Source organism: Streptomyces sp. 8K308, assembly GCF_004348315.1.
Lineage (GTDB): Bacteria > Actinomycetota > Actinomycetes > Streptomycetales > Streptomycetaceae > Streptomyces.
Window position 1 is genome coordinate 1 of record NZ_SMKC01000097.1, and the last position, 20,928, is coordinate 20,928.

The following is a 20,928-nucleotide window of genomic DNA, read 5'->3' on the forward strand; positions in this document are numbered from 1 at the left end:
GTTGACGGGGGTGGGGACAATGGGGGGATGACCGAGACATCCGTCTGTTTGGCCGACCCCCACCTCCGGTACGCGACACAGTCGCCGCCCGACGCGCCGCGCGAGGTGGTGGTCCTGGGGTCCACCGGCTCCATCGGCACCCAGGCCGTCGACGTGGTGCTGCGGAACCCGGAGCGCTTCCGGGTCACGGCGCTGTCCGCCGGCGGCGGGAACGTCGAGCTGCTGGCCGAGCAGGCGCACCGGCTGCGGGTGACCGCCGTCGGCGTCGCGCGCGCGGAGCGCGCGGGCGCGCTGCGGGAGGCGCTGCGCGCGCGGTACGGCGCGGGCGAGGCGCTGCCCGAGATCCTGGCCGGGCCGGACGCGGCGACCGAGCTCGCGGCCCGCTCCTGCCACACCGTGCTCAACGGCATCACGGGATCCATCGGCCTCGCCCCTACCCTGGCGGCGCTCGAGGCCGGGCACGTGCTGGCGCTGGCCAACAAGGAGTCCCTGATCGTCGGCGGGCCGCTGGTCACCGGGCTCGCCAAGCCGGGCCAGATCGTGCCGGTCGACTCCGAGCACTCGGCGCTCTTCCAGGCACTGCTCGGCGGTACCCGCGCCGAGGTGGCCCGGCTCGTCGTGACGGCGAGCGGCGGTCCCTTCCGCGGGCGGAAGCGGGCGGAGCTGACGCACGTCACCCCGGCGGACGCGCTGGCGCACCCCACCTGGGCCATGGGCCCGGTGATCACCATCAACTCGGCCACCCTCGTCAACAAGGGCCTCGAGGTGATCGAGGCGCACCTGCTCTACGGGATCCCGTTCGACCGTATCGAGGTCGTCGTCCACCCCCAGTCGTACATCCACTCCATGGTGGAGTTCACCGACGGCTCCACGCTCGCCCAGGCCAGCCCGCCGGACATGCGGATGCCCATCGCGCTGGGGCTCGGCTGGCCCGAGCGGGTGCCGGGGGTGGCCGCGCCCATCGACTGGACCCGCGCGCACACCTGGGAGTTCCTGCCGCTGGACACCGATGCCTTCCCCTCTGTGCCGCTCGCCTGCCGGGTGGGTAGCCTCGGCGGTACCGCGCCCGCGGTGTTCAACGCGGCCAACGAGGAGTGCGTCGACGCCTTCCTCGCCGGCCGGCTGCCGTTCACCGGGATCGTGGACACGGTTGCTCAGGTGATCGAGGAGCAGGTCGTGGGAGAGCGCACGGCCCCCTCCGGAACCTCCCTGACCCTGCCGGACGTCCTCGAAGCGGAGACCAGGGCGCGCGCCCGCGCCCGCGAGCTGGCCGGGACCACCGGCCGGACGACGACGGAGGCGACCACGGCATGACCACTCTGATGTTCATCCTCGGGATACTCGTCTTCGTCGTGGGACTGCTGTTCTCCATCGCCTGGCACGAGCTCGGCCACTACTCCATGGCCCGCATGTTCGGCGTCCGGGTGCCGCAGTTCATGGTCGGCTTCGGCCCGACCCTCTGGTCGCGGCACGGCAAAGAGACCGAGTTCGGCATCAAGGCCATCCCGTTCGGCGGCTACATCCGCATGATCGGTATGTTCCCGCCCGGGGACGACGGCAAGGTGCGCAAGCGCTCCACCTCCCCGTTCCGCGGCATGATCGAGGACGCCAGGGCGGCCGCCTTCGAGGAGCTGCAGCCCGGCGACGAGAAGCGCCTGCTGTACACCCGCAAGCCCTGGAAGCGGTTCCTCGTGATGTTCGCCGGGCCCGGGATGAACCTGATCCTGGCCGTCGGCATCTTCCTCGGCGTGCTGATGGGCTTCGGCGTCAACACCCAGACCACCACCGTCGCCACCGTCTCCGAGTGCGTGATCGCGCAGAGCGAGGAGCCGCGCGACTGCCAGGCCGGGGACACCCCGGCGCCGGCCGCCGCCGCGGGGCTGCGCGCCGGGGACGTGATCACCGCCTTCGACGGCGAGCCCATCGACGACTGGAGCACCCTCCAGCAGCGCATCCGCGACACCACGGGCGCCGCCACCATCACCGTCGACCGCGACGGCCAGACGCTCGAACTCCACGCCGACCTCATCGAGAACCAGGTCGCCAGGACCGACGGCAACGGCGGCTACGTCGAGGGCGAGTACGTCACCGCCGGGTTCCTCGGCTTCTCGCCGGCCAGCGGCGTCGTCCAGCAGGACTTCGGGCAGGCCATCGACCGCATGGGCGACATCATGACCACCGGCGTCGAGGCCATGATCGACATACCGTCCAAGATCCCGGGACTGTGGGACGCGGCCTTCGGCGGCGGCGAGCGCGAGCCGGACTCCCCGATGGGCGTGGTCGGCGCGGCCCGCGTCGGCGGCGACATCTTCACCCTCGACATCCCGGCCAGCCAGCAGATCGCCACCGCGCTCTTCCTGATCGCCGGCTTCAACCTGTCGCTCTTCCTGTTCAACATGCTGCCGCTGCTGCCGCTGGACGGCGGGCACATGGCGGGCGCCGTGTGGGAGTCGGTCCGCCGCGGCTTCGCCAAGGTGACCAGGCGCCCCGACCCGGGCCCGTTCGACGTCGCCCAGCTGATGCCCGTGGCCTATGTGGTGGCCGGGGTGTTCATCTGCTTCACCCTGCTGGTGCTGGCCGCCGATATCGTCAACCCCGTGCGGTTGACGGGGTGAGGTGCCGTAGTCTCAACTCCTGAGCCCGGGCCACGCGCCCGCCCGTCCGTACCGTGGGGTTTCACCAAGCCATGACAGCCATCTCGCTGGGCATTCCGTCCGTTCCGACCCGACTGGCCGAGCGCCGGGCCAGCCGTCAGATCCAGGTCGGATCCGTCGCCGTGGGAGGTGACGCGCCGGTCTCCGTCCAGTCGATGACGACCACGCGCACCTCCGACATCGGCGCCACCCTGCAGCAGATCGCGGAGCTGACCGCCTCCGGCTGCCAGATCGTGCGGGTCGCCGTCCCCACCCAGGACGACGCGGACGCGCTGCCGGTAATCGCCCGCAAGTCCCAGATCCCGGTCATCGCCGACATCCACTTCCAGCCCAAGTACGTGTTCGCCGCCATCGACGCCGGCTGCGCCGCCGTCCGCGTGAACCCGGGCAACATCAAGAAGTTCGACGACCAGGTCAAGGAGATCGCCAGGGCCGCGGGCGACGCCGGCACCCCGATCCGGATCGGCGTCAACGCCGGCTCGCTCGACAAGCGGCTGCTCGCCAAGTACGGCAAGGCCACTCCCGAGGCGCTCGTGGAGTCCGCGCTGTGGGAGTGCTCGCTCTTCGAGGAGCACGGCTTCCGGGACATCAAGATCTCCGTCAAGCACAACGACCCGGTCGTCATGGTCAACGCCTACCGGCAGCTCGCCGCCCGGTGCGACTACCCGCTGCACCTCGGCGTCACCGAGGCAGGACCCGCCTTCCAGGGCACCATCAAGTCGGCCGTGGCCTTCGGCGCGCTGCTCAGCGAGGGCATCGGCGACACCATCCGGGTCTCCCTCTCGGCGCCGCCCGTGGAGGAGGTCAAGGTCGGCATCCAGATCCTGGAGTCGCTCAACCTCCGCCAGCGCGGCCTCGAGATCGTCTCCTGCCCGTCCTGCGGTCGCGCCCAGGTCGACGTCTACAAGCTGGCCGAGGAGGTCACCGCCGGGCTCACCGGCATGGAGGTCCCGCTGCGGGTGGCCGTCATGGGCTGCGTGGTCAACGGCCCGGGCGAGGCCAGGGAGGCCGACCTCGGCGTCGCCTCGGGCAACGGCAAGGGCCAGATCTTCGTCAAGGGCGAGGTCATCAAGACCGTGCCCGAGTCCAGGATCGTGGAGACCCTGATCGACGAGGCCATGAAGATCGCCGAGCAGATGGAGAAGGAAGGCGTCGCCTCGGGGCAGCCCGAGGTCTCCGTGAGCTGATCAGGACCGGCCGGTCACGGCGGGGGGCATCCTGAGCGTGCGCCGGTAGCATGCCAGCACCGCTCACGTCCCTCGAACACAAGGCGCCGTCCCCCGTGCTGACCACGTCCACCACCCGGGTCCTGGAACCCACCGACCTCAGCGGCGCGCTCGCCGTGCTCGACCAGGACCCGGTGGCCAACGCCTTCGTCACCGCCCGGGTGCTCGACTCCGGCCTCGAACCGCCCTATCTGGGCGGCGAGATGTGGGGCTACTACCGCCGCGGCCGGTTGGTCTCGCTCTGCTACGCCGGCGCCAACCTGGTGCCGGTCTGCGCGGGACCCGCCGCCGTCCGGGCCTTCGCCGACCGGGCCCTGCGCCAGGGCCGCCGGTGCTCGTCCATCGTCGGCCCGCTCGACCCGACCGCCCGCCTGTGGTCCCACCTCGAGCCGTACTGGGGGCCCGCCAGGCAGCTGCGCCACCGGCAGCCCCTGATGACCACCGACCGGGTGCCCGCCGACGTCACCCCCAACCCGCTGGTGCGGCGGATGCGCAAGGACGAGATGGACCTCGTGCTGCCCGCCGCCGTGGCCATGTTCACCGAGGAGGTCGGGATCTCCCCGCTGGACGCGGCGGACGGCGGCCTCGCCTACCAGTCCCGGGTCGCCGAGACGGTCGGCACCGGGCGCTGCTTCGGCCTCGTCGAGGACGGCCGGGTGGTCTTCAAGGCCGAGATCGGCGCCGTCACCCCGCACGCCTGCCAGCTCCAGGGCGTCTGGACGGCCCCTGAGGCGCGCGGTCGCGGCCTGGCCACCGCCGGCCTCGCCACCGTGCTGCGGCACGCCCTCGACGAGGTCGCGCCGGTGGTCAGCCTCTATGTCAACGACTTCAACGCCCCGGCGCTCGCCGTCTACCGTCGGCTCGGCTTCGTCGAGGCCGGCGCCCTGATGAGCGTCCTGTTCTGACCGCCCGCCGCCGCGCCAGGTCGTTCCGCCGGCCATTCGCGGGTGCCGGGCGCGACTTCGGCGGTGGGTCGCGTTAGCCTCCCCGCATGACACCATCTGCCGGGGAGGCCGCCCCCGACGCCTGGGACATCGCCGTCGCACCGCTCGACCTCGCCGCCCGGGTGGACGAGGCGCTGGCCGTGCAGGCGCAGGCGTTCGGCCTGAGCGACGAGGAGGTGGCGGTGCGCCGCCACATCGTCCAGCGCCACCTGGCCAGCCCCGGCGCCCGCGCCCTGGGCGCCACCACCACCGAGGGGCGGCTCGTCGGCTTCGTCTACGGGATGCCCAACGACCGGGCGCAGTGGTGGTCCACGGTCGTCGAGCCCTACCTGCGCCGCGCCGGCAACGACGCCTGGCTCACCGACTCGTTCACCATCACCGAGTTGCACGTGCTCCCCGCCTACCAGCGGCGCGGCATAGGTCGCCGGCTGATCACCACGCTCACCGACGCGGCCGCCGAGCCCCGCTCGATCCTTTCCGCCGTGGACACCGAGAGCCCGGCCCGCGCCCTGTACCGCAAGCTCGGCTACCAGGACCTGGCACGCCGGGTCCTCTTCCCCTCCGCGCCCTGCCCCTACGCCGTGATGGGCGCCCACCTGCCGCTCCGCCGCTGGTAGCGCGGCACGGCTACAGCCAGGCCGCGAACTCAAGCAGGGCCTCCGCCTCCGGACGCCGCCCCGCCGACAGCGCCCGGCCGGCCGACTCCACCGCGCGGAACAGCGCCCAGCCGCGCAGCCGTTCGGCGGACAGCTCGACCGAGTCGGCGAGCCTGGCGATACGGCGCCTGGTGATCGAGGCGGCGCCCGGCGAGGCCACCAGGTCGTGCAGCCGGTCCCGCGCCAGCCGGGCCAGGTCGTAGGCCCGCTCGCCCACCACCGGCTCCGGGCCGACCGCGAGCCAGGGCGCGCGCTCCGCGTCCGAGGCCAGCACCGCGCCCTGCCGGAAGTCCCCGTGCAGCAGCAGCCGCTCCGGCTCCGCCGCCAGCAGTTCGTCCCGGGCCGCCAGCGCCTCGTCGACCAGCGGCCCGGCGTCCGCCGCGGCCAGCGCGCCGCCCCGCAGCGCCGCCGCCCGCGCGGCCGTGTGCTCCGCCACGGTCGGGAACGGATGTCCGTCGCCGGGGTCCACCCACAGCCGACGCACCGCCGAGACGGCCTCCAGCATCGCCTTGGCCTCGGGCAGCGAACGCAGCGAGGTCTCCCCGTGCAGTCGCTCGAGCAGCAGCGCGCCGGCCGCTGGATCGCAGCGCAGCGCACGGACCGCTCCCAGGCCGTCCCAGCGGCGCAACGCCGCCTCCTCGAGCGCCGCAGGCCGCCAGGGCGCGCATATCTTCAACGCGGCCCGGCCGCCGTCGGCACCCCCGACGAGCACCACCATGCTGGTGCGGCCGCCCGGCGCCGCCACCCGCTCCGGCGTCAGCTCCCAGCGGTCCAACACCCCGGCGACCAGATCGGGCAGCCCGGCCAGCCACTCGGCGGCCTCGGGCGGGCCGGCCGAGGCCAGTCGTGCCGGCGGCGCCAGCTCCATCGTCAACGACTTCCCTCCATGTCGTACTCGGCGAGCCCGGGGAACGGCGTCCCCGCGCCGCGCCAGCGGGCCGCGCGGACCGCCGCCTCGCTCAGGGCGGCGGCGGCGTCGCGGCGGGCCTCGCCCTCGGTGGCCCGCACCAGCTCGGCGTAGGCGCCGGCCAGCCGCGACTCGAGCTCGGCGGCCAGCCGCACCGCGGCCTCGCCGTCGGCCACCTCGAAGGGCAGCTCGTAGGCGGCGGCCGAGGCGACCGGGTCGCCCCCCAGGTCGCGCACCGCCCGGTGCAGCGCGTCGCGCCGCGCGCGGTGCGCCGTGTGCGCCTCGTCGGCCTCGCCGGCGCGGTCCTCCGCGATCCGCGCGCCGACCACCCCGTATCCGTAGACGGCGGCGTGCTCGGCCGCCAACGCGGCCTGGGTGGCGTCCAGTTCGGACGGAGTGTCAGTCATCGGGTGCCTCATGCCGGCTCGTTCACCTGGCCTCATGGATCAGATACGCCTGTGCCGACCCGGCGGCGGCCAGCGAGGCCAGCAACCGGGCCAGGTCGGGGGAGGCGTCGGGCACGGCGCGCAGCCTGGCCTCCGCGACCTCGCGCTCCGCGTCGGCGAGCGCGGTGAGCGCCTCGTCCCGGTCGGCCGGAACCTCGGGTGGGCCGCCCGAGGGACCGGGCGGCGAGGCGTCCCCCTCGTTGAGCGCCGCGAGGTGCGCCGCCACGGTGTCCCGGAACGGCCGCAGCGTCTCGGCCAGGGCCGGGTGGGCGGCCGCGGTCGCGTCGTAGCGCGCCAGCAGGTCGTTGCCGTCCCTGGCGGCCCGGCGGCGCAGCCCGAGGACCGTGGTGGCGGAGACGGCCCCGCCCCCGGATCCGCTCTCCTCCGAGGACGTGCAGCCCGCCAGCGCGCCGGCGGAGCAGGCCAGCAGGCCGCCGAGGAACACGGCTCTTCTGGACAGGCGAGAGGGCATGTTTCCCCGAACTTCCCGTCGTCGATCGAGTGTCGAAAGAGGTCGAAAAAAGAGGTCGAAAGGGTGAATGGGCTCGAGTGGGTACGCTGAGGCGATAGAAAGATCACCGCCCGGCGAGCGTACCCGCGCGCGGCGCGGATCCCGGCGCCACCCCGCCCTCCGGCGTGCCAGCCCCCGACCCCGAACGCGGTCGGCGTAGCGTGCCGCAGGGGATAGGCTGTTGCGCGAGAGTGTCCGAGCGCCACGGACGAGACGCGCCACCGACAACAGCACACGCGGCCGAGGAGTCACCCGGATGAGCACCACCCAGATCGACAGGCTGCGCGAGCTGCTCGAGCCGCTGGCCGCCGAGCGGGGTCTTGATCTGGAAGAGGTCAGGATCACCCCGGCCGGCCGGCGAAAGGTGCTCCGGGTGGCGGTCGACACAGACGGCGGCGTGGGGCTCGAAGCGTGCGCCGAGCTGAGCCGCGAGGTCTCGGCCGCGCTCGACGCGTCGGACGTGATGGGCGCCGCCCCCTACGTGCTCGAGGTGACCTCTCCCGGCGCCGAGCGCCCGCTGACCGAGCCGCGCCACTACCGGCGCTCCGTCGGCCGGCTCGTGAGGGCCCAACTGCGCGAGGGCGGCGAGCTCGTCGCCCGGATCACGTGCGTCGACGACGCCGGGCTTGATCTCGAGGTCCCGGGGGAGAAGGGCCGCAAGGCCACGGCGCGCCGGGTGGAGTTCGCGGACATCGCCCGGGCGCGGGTGGAAGTCGAGTTCAGTCGCAGGCCCACCGGCGACGAGAGCACCGAAGGCTGAAGGAGGCCAGTCGTGGACATCGACATGAGCGCCCTGCGGGGGCTCGTCCGAGAGAAGGAGATCTCCTTCGACCTGCTGGTGGAGGCCATCGAGTCGGCGCTGCTGATCGCCTACCACCGCACCGAGGGCAGCCGCAGGCAGGCCCGGGTGGTGCTCGACCGCAAGACCGGGCACGTGACGGTCTGGGCCAAGGAGGACCCGGCCGAGCTCGAGGAGGCGGCAGAGGACGCCGAGCCTCGCGAGTTCGACGACACCCCGCAGGGTTTCGGCCGGATCGCCGCCACCACGGCCAAGCAGGTGATCCTGCAGCGGCTGCGGGACGCCGAGGAGGACGTCACCTTCGGCGAGTACGCCGGACGTGAGGGCGACGTGGTGGCAGGCGTGGTGCAGCAGGGCAGGGACCCGAAGAGCGTGCTGGTGGACATCGGCAAGCTGGAGGCGATCCTGCCCCCACAGGAGCAGGTGCCTGGCGAGGAGTACCCGCACGGCGCCCGGTTGCGCTCGTACGTGGTGCGGGTGGTCAAGGGCGCGCGCGGCCCCTCGGTCACGCTGTCCCGCACCCATCCCAACCTGGTCAAGAAGCTCTTCGAGCTGGAGGTCCCGGAGATCGCCGACGGCACGGTCGAGATCGCGGCGATCGCCCGCGAGGCCGGGCACCGCACCAAGATCGCGGTCCGCTCGCTGCGCCCCGGGCTCAACGCCAAGGGCGCCTGCATCGGCCCGATGGGCGGCCGGGTGCGGAGCGTGATGGCGGAGTTGCACGGCGAGAAGATCGACATCGTGGACTGGTCGGACGACCCGGCGGAGCTGGTCGCCAACGCGCTCTCGCCGGCCCGGGTCACCCGGGTCGACGTGGTGGACCAGGCGGCCCGCTCGGCGCGCGTGACCGTGCCTGACTACCAGCTGTCGCTGGCCATCGGCAAGGAGGGGCAGAACGCCCGCCTGGCGGCCAGGCTGACCGGCTGGCGGATCGACATCAGACCCGACACCGAACAGGTCGCCGAGCGGCCCTGAGCGGCCCTGGCGGCCGGATTCCCGGAAGCCGGCCCCCCCTCGGGAATGCGGCCGGCCGGCCGTGGCGTTGGGACAGTTGACGGTCGGGCCCGCCCGCCGGGCCGGGCGCATGGGGAGGTAGACTTTACTGTGTCTGGCCGGACGCGGGCGAAAGCCTGCCCGGAACGCACCTGCGTCGGATGCCGACAGCGCTCAGCCCGTAACGGCCTGCTGCGTGTGGTGGTGATTGGGGATCGCTGTGTCCCCGATCTTCGCGGTACGCTGCCCGGTCGGGGTGCGTATGTGCATCCCACGACGAGCTGTCTTGAGCTGGCGGTCCGCCGTCGCGCGTTTCCCAGGGCCTTTCGGACCCAGGGGCCGCTCGACACCGGGCAGCTGCGACGGTGGGTCGGCCGGACGGCATCGTCGGAAGTGCAGGAACTGTAAGAAGCGCCGCGTGGGTGGTCCGCGCGGCAGGTACCTCGCGAGTCGGAAGTAGGTCGAGATTGCGATGAGCACTCGATGAGTACGCGATGAGTACGCCCGTGAAGTAGCGAAGGTCCGGCGGACGACCGACCCCGGACCGTAGAAGGAGCGAAGTGGCTAAGGTCCGGGTATACGAGCTCGCCAAGGAGCTTGGAGTCGAGAGCAAGGTCGTCATGGCCAAGCTCCAAGAACTTGGTGAATTCGTCCGTTCGGCGTCCTCGACGATCGAGGCGCCAGTAGTACGCAAGCTGACCGACGCGTTCAGCGGCGGCGGCAACAACCGCAAGCCCCCGCGGCCGGGTGCCCCCAAGCCGGGTGCCCCCAAGCCGGGCGCCGTGGCACCGCGCCCCGGCCCCGCGCCGCGTCCGGGTCCCGTGCCGCCCAAGCCGAGCACCGGCGCCGGTGGCCCCCGGCCGACGCCTGGCCCCAAGCCGGGCGCCAGGCCGGCCCCCGCGGCCCCCGAGTTCACCCAGCCGACGACCGGCGGCGGCGAGCAGGCCCCCCAGCAGCCGCAGCAGCAGCGTCCGGCGGCGCCGCGTCCCGGTGGCCAGGACCGTCCGGGCCCGCGCCCGGGCGCCCGTCCGGGTCCCGCCGCGCCCAGGCCGGGCGCCGGCGCGCGCCCCGCGCCGGCCAAGCCGGGCGCCGCGGCCCCCAAGCCGGGCGGCCGCCCGGCCGGCCCGCGCCCGGGCAACAACCCGTTCACGACCAGTGGCTCCACCGGCATGGCCAGGCCGCAGCCGGCGCCGCGCCCCGGTCCGGCGCCCCGGCCTGGTGCGCCGGCCCAGGGCGGCCCGCGCCCCGGCGGCCAGGACCGTCCGCCGCGCCCGCAGGCGCCGGGCGGCGGCCGCGCGACCCCGGGCAACATGCCGCGTCCGCAGGGCGCCGCCCCCGGCGGCCCGCGTCCCGGCCCCGGCGGTAGCCGGCCCAACCCGGGCATGATGCCGCAGCGCCCGTCCGGCGCCGGCCGGCCCGGCGGTGGCCCCGGCGCCCGCCCCGGCGGTGGCGGCGGCGGCGCTCGTCCCGGTGGGGGTGGCTTCGGCGGCCGCGGCGGCGGCGCTCGTCCCGGTGGCGGTGGCGGTGGCGGCTTCGGTGGCGGCGGTGGCCGTCCCGGCACCGGCACCCGTCCGGGCGGCGGTGGCGGCTTCGGTGGCGGCGGTGGCCGCCCGGGTGGCGGCTTCGGCGGCGGTCCCGGCGGCGGTGGCCGTCCGGGCGGCCCCGGCGGTCGCGGTGGCACCCAGGGCGCCTTCGGTCGTCCCGGCGGTCCGGCGCGGCGCGGTCGCAAGTCGAAGCGGCAGCGTCGCCAGGAGTACGAGGCCATGCAGGCCCCGTCCATCGGCGGCGTGATGCTGCCGCGCGGCAAGGGCGAGGTCATCCGCCTCTCCCGTGGCGCGTCCCTCACCGACTTCGCGGAGAAGATCAACGCCAACCCGGCGTCCCTGGTCCAGGTGATGTTCAACCTGGGCGAGATGGTCACCGCGACGCAGTCCGTCTCCGACGAGACGCTGCAGCTGCTCGGCGATGAGATGAACTACACCGTCCAGATCGTCAGCCCGGAGGAGGAGGACCGCGAGCTTCTCGAGTCCTTCGACATCGAGTTCGGCGAGAACGAGGGCGGCGAGGAGGAGCTGGTCTCCAGGCCGCCGGTGGTGACCGTCATGGGTCACGTCGACCACGGTAAGACCCGCCTGCTGGACGCGATCCGCAAGACCAACGTCATCGAGGGCGAGGCCGGCGGCATCACCCAGCACATCGGTGCCTACCAGGTGTCGATCGACGTCAACGACGAAGAGCGGCGCATCACCTTCATCGACACCCCGGGTCACGAGGCGTTCACCGCCATGCGTGCCCGCGGTGCCAAGTCGACGGACATCGCCATCCTCGTGGTGGCGGCCAACGACGGTGTGATGCCGCAGACCATCGAGGCGTTGAACCACGCCAAGGCGGCCGACGTGCCGATCGTCGTCGCGGTCAACAAGATCGACGTCGAGGGCGCCGACCCGACCAAGGTCCGCGGCCAGCTGACCGAGTTCGGCCTGGTGGCCGAGGAGTACGGCGGCGACACGATGTTCGTCGACATCTCCGCGCGCCAGGGCACCAACATCGAGTCGCTGCTCGAGGCGGTCGTCCTGACCGCCGACGCCGCCCTCGACCTGCGGGCCAACCCCAGGCAGGACGCCCAGGGCATCGCCATCGAGGCGCACCTGGACCGGGGCCGCGGCGCCGTGGCCACCGTGCTGGTCCAGCGCGGCACGCTGCGCGTCGGCGACACGATGGTGGTGGGCGACGCCCACGGCCGCGTGCGGGCCATGCTCGACGACTCCGGGCGCACGCTCGCCGAGGCCGGGCCCTCGACGCCGGTGCTGGTGCAGGGTCTGACCAACGTGCCGGGCGCCGGGGACAACTTCCTCGTGGTGTCCGACGACCGGACCGCGCGGCAGATCGCCGAGAAGCGGGCCGCCCGCGAGCGGAACGCGGCGTTCGCCAAGCGCACCCGCCGGGTCTCCCTGGAGACCCTGGACACGGTGCTCAAGGCGGGCGAGGTGCAGCAGCTCAACCTCATCATCAAGGGCGACGCGTCCGGTTCGGTCGAGGCCCTGGAGTCCTCGCTGCTCCAGCTCGACGTCGGCGACGGCGTCGACCTGAGGGTGCTGCACCGGGGCGTCGGCGCGGTCACCGAGACCGACATCGACCTGGCAAGCGGCTCCGACGCCATCGTCATCGGCTTCAACGTGCGCGCCGAGGGGCGTGCCACGCAGGCCGCCGAGCGCGAGGGCGTGGACGTCCGGTACTACTCGGTCATCTACCAGGCGATCGAGGAGATCGAGGCGGCCCTGAAGGGCCTGCTGAAGCCGGAGTTCGAGGAGGTCGAGCTGGGCACGGCGGAGATCCGCGAGGTCTTCCGCTCCTCCAAGCTGGGCAACATCGCGGGTGTCCTCATCCGCTCCGGCGAGGTGCGGCGGAACACCAAGGCCCGCCTGGTCCGCGACGGCAAGGTCGTCGCCGAGAACCTCACCATCGAGGGGCTGCGGCGCTTCAAGGACGATGTCACCGAGATCCGCGAGGGCTTCGAGGGCGGTATCAACCTCGGAAACTTCAACGACATCAAGGTGGACGACGTCATCGCGACCTACGAGATGCGCGAGAAGCCGCGCGTCTGACGGTCGGGCCGGGGTCGGTCGGTGGGGAAAACCCCGTCGATCGGCCCCGGCCGTCGCCGTTACGATCACCGCATGTATACCGGGACACTCTCCTTCGACCTGCTGCTCGGCGACGTGCGCTCCCTCAAGGAGAAGCGCTCGGTGGTGCGACCGATCGTGGCGGAGCTGCGGCGCAGGTTCGTCGTGAGCGTCGCCGAGGTGGGCGGCCAGGACCTGTACCGGCGGACCGAGATCGGTCTGGCCGTGGTCTCGGGGGACGCCGGCCGGCTCACGGAGGTGCTCGACGAGTGCGAGCGCTGGGTGGCGGCCCGCCCCGAGGTGGAGCTGCTGTCCGTGCGGCGGCGGATCCACGGCGGCGAGGACGAGTAGCCGGCCCGTCTCTACCGGAGCAGGCTGTCCCCACCGGCGCAGGCTGTGCGGAACAGCCCCTGACACGCCGCGACATTTTCGAGAACTGTGCGAGGAGAGGGAGCAGTGGCCGACAAGGCACGGGCGAAGAGGCTGGCGGACCTCATCCGCGAGGTGGTCGCCCAGAAGCTGCAGCGGGACATCAAGGACCCCAGGCTGGGCAGCCGGGTGACCATCACCGACACCAGGGTCACCGGGGACCTGCGGGAGGCGACCGTCTTCTACACGGTGTACGGCGACGAGGCCGACCGGCAGGAGGTGGCCGCCGGGCTACGCAGCGCCAGGGGCGTGCTGCGCTCGGCGGTCGGCGCGGCCGCCGGCGTCAAGCACACTCCGAGCCTGGAGTTCGTGCCCGACGCGCTGCCTGAGACCGCGCGGAACCTCGACCACCTCTTCGACAAGGCGCGGGAGCGTGACGAGGAACTGCGCCGCTCGTCGGCCGGCGCCCAGTACGCGGGTGGCGCCGACCCCTACCGCGACACCCGCGAGGATCGGGAGCGCGCCGGGGAGGACGAGGAGGACCCCGAGGGCGCCGACGAGCGCGGGGACGAGGACTGACCAGCAGATGAGCCGACCCACGGCCGACGGGCTTGTCGTGGTGGACAAGCCCGCCGGCTTCACCTCCCACGACGTGGTCGCGGTGCTGCGCGGCATCGCCCGCACCCGGCGTGTCGGGCACGCCGGCACCCTCGACCCCATGGCCACCGGCGTGCTGCTGCTCGGCCTCGGCCGGGCCACCCGGCTGCTCGGCCACCTGGCCCTCACCGACAAGGAGTACCGGGGCACCATCCGGCTCGGCCAGACCACCGTCACCGACGACGCCGAGGGCGAGATCACCGGCGGGCACGGCGCGGCCGGCCTCGACCCGGCCGACATCGCCGCCGGCGTCGCCAGGCTGACCGGCGACATCATGCAGGTTCCGGCCAGGGTCAGCGCCGTCAAGATTGACGGCAAGCGGTCCTACCGCCGGGTTCTGGCCGGCGAGGACGTGGAGATCCCGGCGCGCCCGGTCACCGTCTCCACCTTCACGGTGGACCGGGTGACCGAGCGGCCGCTTGCCGACGGCCCCACCGTCACCGACCTGGACGTCACGGTGGTCTGCTCCTCCGGCACCTACATCCGTGCCCTGGCCCGCGACCTCGGCGCCTCGCTCGGCACCGGCGGCCATCTGACCGCGCTGCGCCGCACCCGGGTCGGCCCCTACCAGGTGGCCGCCGCCCGCACCCTCGACGAGCTGCGCGCCGAGCTCACCGTGCTGCCGCTCGCCGAGGCCGCGGCGGCCGCGTTCCCGCGCTGGGACGTGACCGAGCGTGAGGCCAGGCTGCTCGGCAACGGTGCCCGAATCGCGACGCCGCGGCTGCCGGCCGGGCCGGTCGCCGTCTTCGACCCCGACGACCGCCTGGTGGCGCTGGTCGAGGCCGAGGGCGACCGGGCCAGGAGTCTCGCCGTCTTCGCCCCGCAGGGCTGACTCACCGGATCGGGTGAAGAGCGGCCCCCGCGCTGCGGCGTCCGAGGGGTGTGTGCGGGCATCCGGTGGGTTTCGCCCCGCCGCTGGGCAGGACCTCCCCCTGATTCGTCAGGTCAGGCGGCAGGGGAGGTCCGACGATGACGGTGGACTCGGTGGCGACCGCGGCCCGGTCGGGGGGTGCGCTGGTGCGCGTCGGCGACCTGGCGGGCCGGCCGCGCGGCGTCGGCTTCGCGGCCGACCTGGACGGCACCCTGATCACCAGCCACGAGGCCGTCGACGGCCTCGCCAGGCTGGTCCTGCGCTGGCCGGGCGGCGAGGGGCGCGTCGTCGAGGCCTCGGCCGTCACCGCGCTCCCGCACTGGAATCTGGCCCTGATCCGGACTCCGCGGCCGTCCCCGGAGCTGCCCCCGCTGGTCATCGCCGCGGAACGGACAGGACCCGTCCGGCTCCTCCTCGGCGACGGCTGGGCGGACGCCACGCTGCACGCGCCGGGCGGCCCCGCCGTGTACACGGCGACCGACCGCTACTACCGGCTCGAGGAGGCCCTGGAGCTCAGGCTGCCGCCGGGCGCCGGCTCCGGACTCCGACTCGAAGCCGCCCACACCGGATGCCCCGTCGTCGACCCGGCCACCGGGGCCGCGCTGGCCGTCCGCACCGCGGCGCTGCACGCGCCGGGCCGCTCACCGGGCTTCGCCGTCCCCCTGCACACGGCGGCCGCCGTCGACGGCCAGGGTCCGCTCGCCGAGCTGCTGCGGCGCAACGGCTCGGGGGTACCCGGCTATGGCGCGGCCCTCAACCTCGCCGGGGTGCGGGTCCTAGCCGCCGAGTCGTTGGCCGCGGCGGGTGTCCGGGCCACGGCCCACGACCGGCCGGAGCTGGCCGCCGAACTCGCCGCCTTCGAGCGGGGGAGCGCGTGCGTCGCCGCCCTGGTGGGGCAGCCGGGCACCGGCCGCTCCACCCTGCTGGCCGCCCACGCCGCCCGGCGCCCGCCCACCGTCTGGCTCTCGGGCACCGCGCTGCGGCCCGACGACACCGGGCTGCGCGACGCCGTGGGCCGCGCCCTGGCCCGCGCGGACCCGGACGTGGCCGCCAGGACCGCGCGGGCCGCGGGACACCCGCTGCTCGTGGTGCTCGACGGACCGGAGGAGGCGCCGGCCGAGCTGGCGGCGCGGCTGCCGGGCTGGGCGCGGGCCACCGCCGACTGGCTGCGCGCCGCCGGTGCCCGCCTGGTACTGGCCTGCCGCCCCGAGTTCTGGGAGCACGCCGGGCGGCTCTACCCGCCCGGCACCCTGCACGGCACCTCGACCGGTGCACTCCCCGCCCACCTGCCGATCGGTGATCTCGCGCCGGGCCCCGCCAGCCGGGCCAGGGCGGCAGCCGGCCTCGTCACGGCGGGCATCGCCCCGGGCGAGGCGGCGCACCCGTTGTCGCTGCGGATGCTGGCGGAGATCCGCGCCGCCCAGCCCATCGGCGCCGGCGGCGCGCCCGACCGGTGCGAGATCTTCGCCGCCCACCTCGACCTCGTCGCGCTCCGCCTCGCCGAGGCGCTGGCCGGCGGCCCCGCCGACCGCCACGCCGCGACCCGGGCGGCGGCCAGGATCCACCAGGCCGCCCGGCGCTCCGCCGGCACCGGCGCCCTGCCGAGGCGGGTCTTCGACGCTCTCTTCCCCTGGTCGGGCGGCTGGGCCAGGGCCGTGCTCGACCAGGGGCTGCTGCGGCCGGCCGGCGCCCAGTACCGGTTCGCCGACGAGGAGTTCGCCGACTGGCTGCACGGCCGCCACCTGGCGGTGGACGCCGCGCTCGCGGCAGCGGCGCGCGGCGAGCTGCCGAGGCACCGGGCCGGCGCCCTGACGCAGGCCCTGCTGCACCTGGGCCGGCATCGCGGCCCGGCGGCCCTGCGCGGCCGACTTCCCCTGCCGGCCGCCGGAGACCCCGTCGACCGGGGCTGGTGGGCGGCGCGGCTGAGCCGCCAGGTGCTGCCGGAGCTGCCCGACGCCCGGGCGCTGCTGGCCGAGCTCCGCGCCCTCGCCGACCTGATCGGCGCGGGCGCCGCCCCGGCCGAGCCCTTCGGACCCGACTTCTGGCGCGCGCTGACCGTCGACGAGGACGACCGGCTCGACCTGCTCCGCCGACTGCTGCCCGCCGACCGCGGGACCCGGGGACCCCGCTACCTCACCGCGGCGAGCGAGCTGCTCGCCGCGCGGCCGGGCCAGGCGCCGGCGTGGCTGTGCCGCTGGTTCGACGACGACCGGCCGCTGCGCGCCGCCGGGCAGGGCGAGCCGCCCGGGGACCTCACGGTGGCCTCGGCCGCCCAGGCCCTGCTGCACACCCACCGGCGCCCGTGCCTCGACGAGCTCACCGAGGCCCTGATCGACGCCGGCCACCCGCGCGCCGAGGAACTGCTCGCCGAACTCGTCCACGACGAGCCGGCCGCGCTCTGCCGCGCGGTGGAGCGCTGGGCGCAGGACGAGCGGCCGGAACGCCGGGTGGCCGCCGTCGACTACGGGCTGCGCACCGCGGGGCGCTCCGCCCGTGCCCTCACCGACCCGGACCGTGGCCTGCTGCGCTACGCCGCCAGGACGCTGCTCGCCCGCCCGGAGGACGCCGCGCTGCATCCGAGCGCCTGCGCGCTGCTGGTCCAGGCGGCGCCGGTCGGCGAGCCGGTCGCGCCTGACCAGGACCGCGACGGGTCGGGCGCCGGTCATGGCAAGGCGGGCGTCTCCCGTCGGGAGGGCGCCCGGTACCGTGGACCGGCAGGCCCACATGGATAGCGGGATAGCGCGAGGAGCGATAAACGGTGGAGCGCTGGCGTGATATGGCGGACATCCCCGGCGACTGGGGACGCAGCGTCGTCACCATCGGCTCGTACGACGGTGTCCACCGCGGGCACCAGCTGATCATCGGCAGGGCGGTGGCCCATGCCAGGGAGCTCGGCGTGCCGACGGTGGTCGTCACCTTCGACCCGCACCCCAAGGAGGTCACCAGGCCCGGCAGCCATCCGCCGCTGCTCGCCCCGCACGCGCGGCGCGCCGAGCTGCTGGCCGAGCTGGGTGTGGACGCCGTGCTCGTGCTGCCCTTCACCAAGGAGTTCTCCAAGCTCTCGCCCGCCGAGTTCGTGGTGAAGGTGCTGGTGGAGAAGCTCCACGCGCGCGCCGTCGTCGAGGGGCCCAACTTCCGCTTCGGGCACCGCGCCGCCGGCACCGTGGCGACGTTGGCCGAACTCGGCGAGACCTACGGCTTCGAGGTGCTGGTGGTCGACCTGTTCGAGCGCGGCGGCCCCGGCGACGAGCCGTTCTCGTCCTCGCTCGCCAGGCGGCTGATCGCCGAGGGCGACGTGGCCGCCGCCAGCGAGGTCCTCGGCCGCCCGCACCGGGTGGAGGGCACCGTGGTGCACGGGGCAGGGCGCGGCCGCGAGTTGGGCGTGCACACCGCCAACCTGGACGTGGTGCCGCACTCGGCGGTGCCGGCCGACGGCGTCTACGCGGGCTGGCTGCTGGCGGCGGGGGAGCGGCTGCCGGCGGCCATCTCGGTCGGCACCAACCCGCAGTTCGACGGCACCGAGCGCACCGTCGAGGCGCACGCGCTTGACCGCACGGACCTCGACCTCTACGGCCAGCCGGTGGCCATCGACTTCCTGACCCGCCTGCGCGGCCAGGAGGTCTTCGACTCCGTGGCCGGGCTGCTGGAGCGGATCGACGAGGACCGGCGCAGGACGCGCGAGTTGACCGCCGGCGACTGACCGACCGGCCCCGGGTGGGGCCGGTCGGTCAGTCGCGCGGGCTAGCCCTGGGGCGGCTGGGCCGGCCAGGCCCCCGGCTGCTGCGGGAAGCCGTAGCCGAATCCCGGCTGCCGCGGCTGCTGTTGCCCGGCCCCGGGGTGCCCCGGCTGGCCCGGCTGCGGTGCGGCCTGGCCCGGCTGTGGCTGCGGGTACGGGGCGTGCGGCTGCTGCTGGGCCGGCGGTGCCTGTTGCGGCTGCGGCTGCCCGGGCTGACCCGGCTGCGGGTAGCCGTAGGCCGGCGGCTGCTGGCCCTGCCCCGGCAGCGGCGGCGCGACCTGCGGCGGCATCCCGCCGTCCGGCGTCCAGAGGCCCTGCTCCTGCTGCACCCGCACGAAGTCCTCCGCGACCAGTGCGGCCAACTCGAAGTAGGACTGCCGGGTCTTGGGCCGCATCATGTCCAACTCGACCTCGGCGCCGGCCGCCAGGTGCTCGTCGAACGGCGCCACGATCACCCCGCGGCAACGGGTCTGGAAGTGGGCCACGATGTCCTCGACCTTGACCATCCGCCCCGTCTCGCGGACCCCGGAGATCACGGTGATGCTGCGCTGCACCAACTCGCCGTAGCCGTGCGCGGCCAGCCAGTCCATGGTGGTGCTCGCGCTGCTCGCCCCGTCGACCGAGGGGGTCGAGACGATGATCAACTGGTGCGCGAGGTCGAGCACGCCGCGCATCGCGCTGTAGAGCAGGCCGGTACCCGAGTCGGTGAGGATGATCGGGTACTGCTTGGCCAGCACGTCGATGACGCGCCGGTAGTCCTCGTCGTTGAACGTGGTCGAGACGGCCGGGTCCACGTCGTTGGCCAGGATCTCGAGACCCGAGGGCGCCTGCGAGGTGAACCGGCGGATGTCCATGTAGCTGTTCAGGTACGGGATCGCGCCGACCAGGTCACGGATGGTGGCACCGGTCTCGCGGCGCACCCGGCGGCCGAGGGTGCCGGCGTCCGGGTTGGCGTCGATCGCGATCACCTTGTCCTGACGCTCACTGGCCAGGGTGGCGCCGAGGGCCGTGGTGGTCGTCGTCTTGCCCACGCCGCCCTTGAGGCTGATCACCGCGATCCGGTAGCCGGAGAGCACCGGGGTGCGGATGACGGCGAGCTTGCGCTGCCGCTCCTCCTCCGCGGCCCGGCCACCGATCCGGAACCGGGAGGCGGGCTTGCTGACTGGCTGCGAACGCGGCTTGTTGCGCCGCCTCTCCTGCAGCAGCCGGTCGGACGACAGCTCGACCGAGGCCGTGTAGCCGAGTGCGCCGGGCTGCGGCTGGGCGTTGTACTGCTGCGGGTCGGGCCAACTCGTGCCGGCCCTGGGGTCCTGCGGCTGCGCTTGCGGCTGGGGCTGTGCCGGCGCGCCGGGCTGTGGGAACCCGGGCTGGGGCGTCGGGGGTTGCTGCTGCTGACCCGGCTGCGGCCACTGCGGGGCGGCGGGAGTCGCCGGCGGCTGGGCGCCGCCGCCCGCCGGGGGCGGGAAGCCGTAGCCGGCAGGCGCGTTGGGCTGCTGCGGCCCGGGCGCGGCGGCCGGCACCGGCCCCTGCACCGGCTGCGGGAACCCGTAGCCACCGGGCGCGTCGGCCTGCGGCTGCGGCTGCGGCTGCGGCTGCGGCTGCGGAGCCGCGGTCGGGGTCGGCTGAGGCGGCTGGGGACCGCCGGCCGGGCCCGGGAAGCCGTAGCCACCTATGGCGTTGGCCGCCTGCCGCGGGGTCGGCTGCGGTCCGCTCGCCTGCTGTGCCGGGGCGGGCGCCGGCTGGGGCGGCTCCGGCCACTGCGGCGCCGGTGGTTGCGCTGCGCCGGCCGGCGGCGGGAAGCCGTACCCGCGGGGTGCGCTGGCGGGCAGCTGGGCCTGCGGTTGCGGTTGCGCCTGCGAGGCCGGGGCCGGTTGCGGTCCGCTCGCCGGCTGCGCCGGCGCGGGCGGCTCCGGCCACTGGGCCGCCGGTGGTTGCGCTGCGCCGGCCGGCGGCGGGAAGCCATAGCCGCCCGGTGCGTTGGCCACCGGAGGCGGCGTCGGCTCGTCCCCCCTGACCTCGTCGAGCAGCTCCGGGCCCTGCTCGGACTCCGGATCCTCCTCGATCTCCAGCGCGGACTCCGTCGCCGGCTTGGCGAACTCGACCTCAACGGGCGGCTCGGCGGGCTGCGCCGCGCGCTGCGGCGTGAAGATGGCGGTGTCCTCGGCGGCCACGGGGACGGCGCCGTCGGTGGCGGAAGCCGCTTCCCCGGAGGGCGTCGGCTGCGCGGACGGGCCGTCGGCCTGGAAGTCCGGCGGAAGCGGCGGCAACCCACCGGGCAGCGCCGGCGGCGCGGGAGGCGCGGCCGGCGGCGCCGGCGGCTCCTCGGCCACGGGCTCGACCGGCGGAGCCGGCTCAGGCTCCGGCGCCGAGGCGGCGTTGGCCTTCCGCACGGCCTGGGGTGAGATGAGCATGGTAGAGGCCGCGGGCACCTCGTCCGCCGACTCCTCGGCCGGGGCCGGCTCCTGGACGTCGGCCACCGGCTCGGGCTGTGCGGCCTCCGGTTGGGAGACGGGCGCCGGCGGGGGCGGCGGGGGAC

18 protein-coding genes are annotated in these 20,928 nt (G+C 74.7%); 14 read left to right on the top strand and 4 right to left on the bottom strand.

Going from position 1 to position 20,928, the window contains the following annotated elements; genetic code table 11:
• Positions 1–27: 27 nt before the first annotated feature.
• The 5 genes from dxr to E1265_RS16010 all read left to right on the top strand — a co-directional run bounded on the left by dxr (position 28) and on the right by E1265_RS16010 (position 5,441).
• On the top strand, positions 28–1,314 hold the full coding sequence (dxr, locus tag E1265_RS15990; RefSeq protein WP_132930977.1) for a 1-deoxy-D-xylulose-5-phosphate reductoisomerase: 1,287 nt from the start codon (positions 28–30) through the stop codon (positions 1,312–1,314).
• Positions 1,311–2,615, top strand: coding sequence for a site-2 protease family protein (locus E1265_RS15995; protein ID WP_132930978.1), 1,305 nt, complete (start codon positions 1,311–1,313; stop codon positions 2,613–2,615). The genes dxr and E1265_RS15995 overlap by 4 nt, the downstream gene beginning before the upstream one ends.
• 71 nt (positions 2,616–2,686) lie before the next feature.
• Positions 2,687–3,841: a flavodoxin-dependent (E)-4-hydroxy-3-methylbut-2-enyl-diphosphate synthase gene (gene ispG, locus E1265_RS16000; RefSeq protein WP_132930979.1), complete on the top strand. Its 1,155-nt coding sequence runs from the start codon at positions 2,687–2,689 to the stop codon at positions 3,839–3,841.
• A gap of 95 nt (positions 3,842–3,936) precedes the next feature.
• Entirely contained in the window at positions 3,937–4,785 is an 849-nt protein-coding gene (locus E1265_RS16005) for a GNAT family N-acetyltransferase (RefSeq protein WP_132930992.1), read from the top strand.
• Between the two features lie 86 nt (positions 4,786–4,871).
• A complete protein-coding gene (locus tag E1265_RS16010) occupies positions 4,872–5,441 on the top strand; it encodes a GNAT family N-acetyltransferase (protein WP_132930980.1) in 570 nt (189 codons plus the stop codon).
• Positions 5,442–5,451: 10 nt separating this feature from the next.
• Here E1265_RS16010 and E1265_RS16015 read toward each other — a convergent pair whose 3' ends face one another.
• The 3 genes from E1265_RS16015 to E1265_RS16025 are packed head-to-tail and all read right to left on the bottom strand — an operon-like array spanning position 5,452 to position 7,305.
• Entirely contained in the window at positions 5,452–6,348 is an 897-nt protein-coding gene (locus E1265_RS16015) for an aminoglycoside phosphotransferase family protein (RefSeq protein ID WP_132930993.1), read from the bottom strand.
• A gap of 2 nt (positions 6,349–6,350) precedes the next feature.
• A complete protein-coding gene (locus E1265_RS16020) occupies positions 6,351–6,794 on the bottom strand; it encodes a ferritin-like domain-containing protein (RefSeq protein WP_132930981.1) in 444 nt (147 codons plus the stop codon).
• A 22-nt stretch (positions 6,795–6,816) separates the two neighbouring features.
• The gene (locus E1265_RS16025; protein WP_132930982.1) at positions 6,817–7,305 is read right to left on the bottom strand and encodes a hypothetical protein; all 489 of its coding nucleotides are present in this window, start codon (positions 7,303–7,305) and stop codon (positions 6,817–6,819) included.
• Between the two features lie 295 nt (positions 7,306–7,600).
• Between E1265_RS16025 and rimP the strand changes: the two genes are divergently transcribed.
• From rimP to E1265_RS16070, 9 genes are all read left to right on the top strand, one after another.
• A complete protein-coding gene (gene rimP, locus E1265_RS16030) occupies positions 7,601–8,104 on the top strand; it encodes a ribosome maturation factor RimP (RefSeq protein ID WP_132930983.1) in 504 nt (167 codons plus the stop codon).
• 12 nt (positions 8,105–8,116) lie between these two features.
• Positions 8,117–9,118 carry a transcription termination factor NusA gene (gene nusA / locus E1265_RS16035; RefSeq protein WP_132930984.1) on the top strand — a complete coding sequence of 334 codons (1,002 nt, stop codon included), beginning with the start codon at positions 8,117–8,119 and terminating at the stop codon, positions 9,116–9,118.
• 129 nt (positions 9,119–9,247) lie between these two features.
• The gene (locus E1265_RS16040; RefSeq protein ID WP_132930985.1) at positions 9,248–9,544 is read left to right on the top strand and encodes a YlxR family protein; all 297 of its coding nucleotides are present in this window, start codon (positions 9,248–9,250) and stop codon (positions 9,542–9,544) included.
• A 152-nt stretch (positions 9,545–9,696) separates the two neighbouring features.
• The gene (gene infB, locus E1265_RS16045; RefSeq protein ID WP_132930986.1) at positions 9,697–12,741 is read left to right on the top strand and encodes a translation initiation factor IF-2; all 3,045 of its coding nucleotides are present in this window, start codon (positions 9,697–9,699) and stop codon (positions 12,739–12,741) included.
• A 72-nt stretch (positions 12,742–12,813) separates the two neighbouring features.
• Positions 12,814–13,110 (top strand): DUF503 domain-containing protein, encoded by a 297-nt coding sequence (locus E1265_RS16050; RefSeq protein ID WP_132930987.1) that lies wholly within the window; start codon positions 12,814–12,816, stop codon positions 13,108–13,110.
• 105 nt (positions 13,111–13,215) lie between these two features.
• The gene (gene rbfA / locus E1265_RS16055) at positions 13,216–13,707 is read left to right on the top strand and encodes a 30S ribosome-binding factor RbfA (RefSeq protein ID WP_132930988.1); all 492 of its coding nucleotides are present in this window, start codon (positions 13,216–13,218) and stop codon (positions 13,705–13,707) included.
• A 7-nt stretch (positions 13,708–13,714) separates the two neighbouring features.
• Entirely contained in the window at positions 13,715–14,617 is a 903-nt protein-coding gene (truB, locus tag E1265_RS16060; RefSeq protein ID WP_132930989.1) for a tRNA pseudouridine(55) synthase TruB, read from the top strand.
• Between the two features lie 137 nt (positions 14,618–14,754).
• The gene (locus E1265_RS16065) at positions 14,755–17,388 is read left to right on the top strand and encodes a serine protease (RefSeq protein WP_132930990.1); all 2,634 of its coding nucleotides are present in this window, start codon (positions 14,755–14,757) and stop codon (positions 17,386–17,388) included.
• A gap of 26 nt (positions 17,389–17,414) precedes the next feature.
• Complete coding sequence (locus E1265_RS16070; protein WP_207931089.1) at positions 17,415–18,356, top strand: bifunctional riboflavin kinase/FAD synthetase; 942 nt, start codon at positions 17,415–17,417, stop codon at positions 18,354–18,356.
• A gap of 41 nt (positions 18,357–18,397) precedes the next feature.
• Here E1265_RS16070 and E1265_RS16075 read toward each other — a convergent pair.
• A partial coding sequence (locus tag E1265_RS16075) for a MinD/ParA family protein (protein ID WP_207931090.1) occupies positions 18,398–20,928 on the bottom strand: 2,531 nt, incomplete at its 5' end.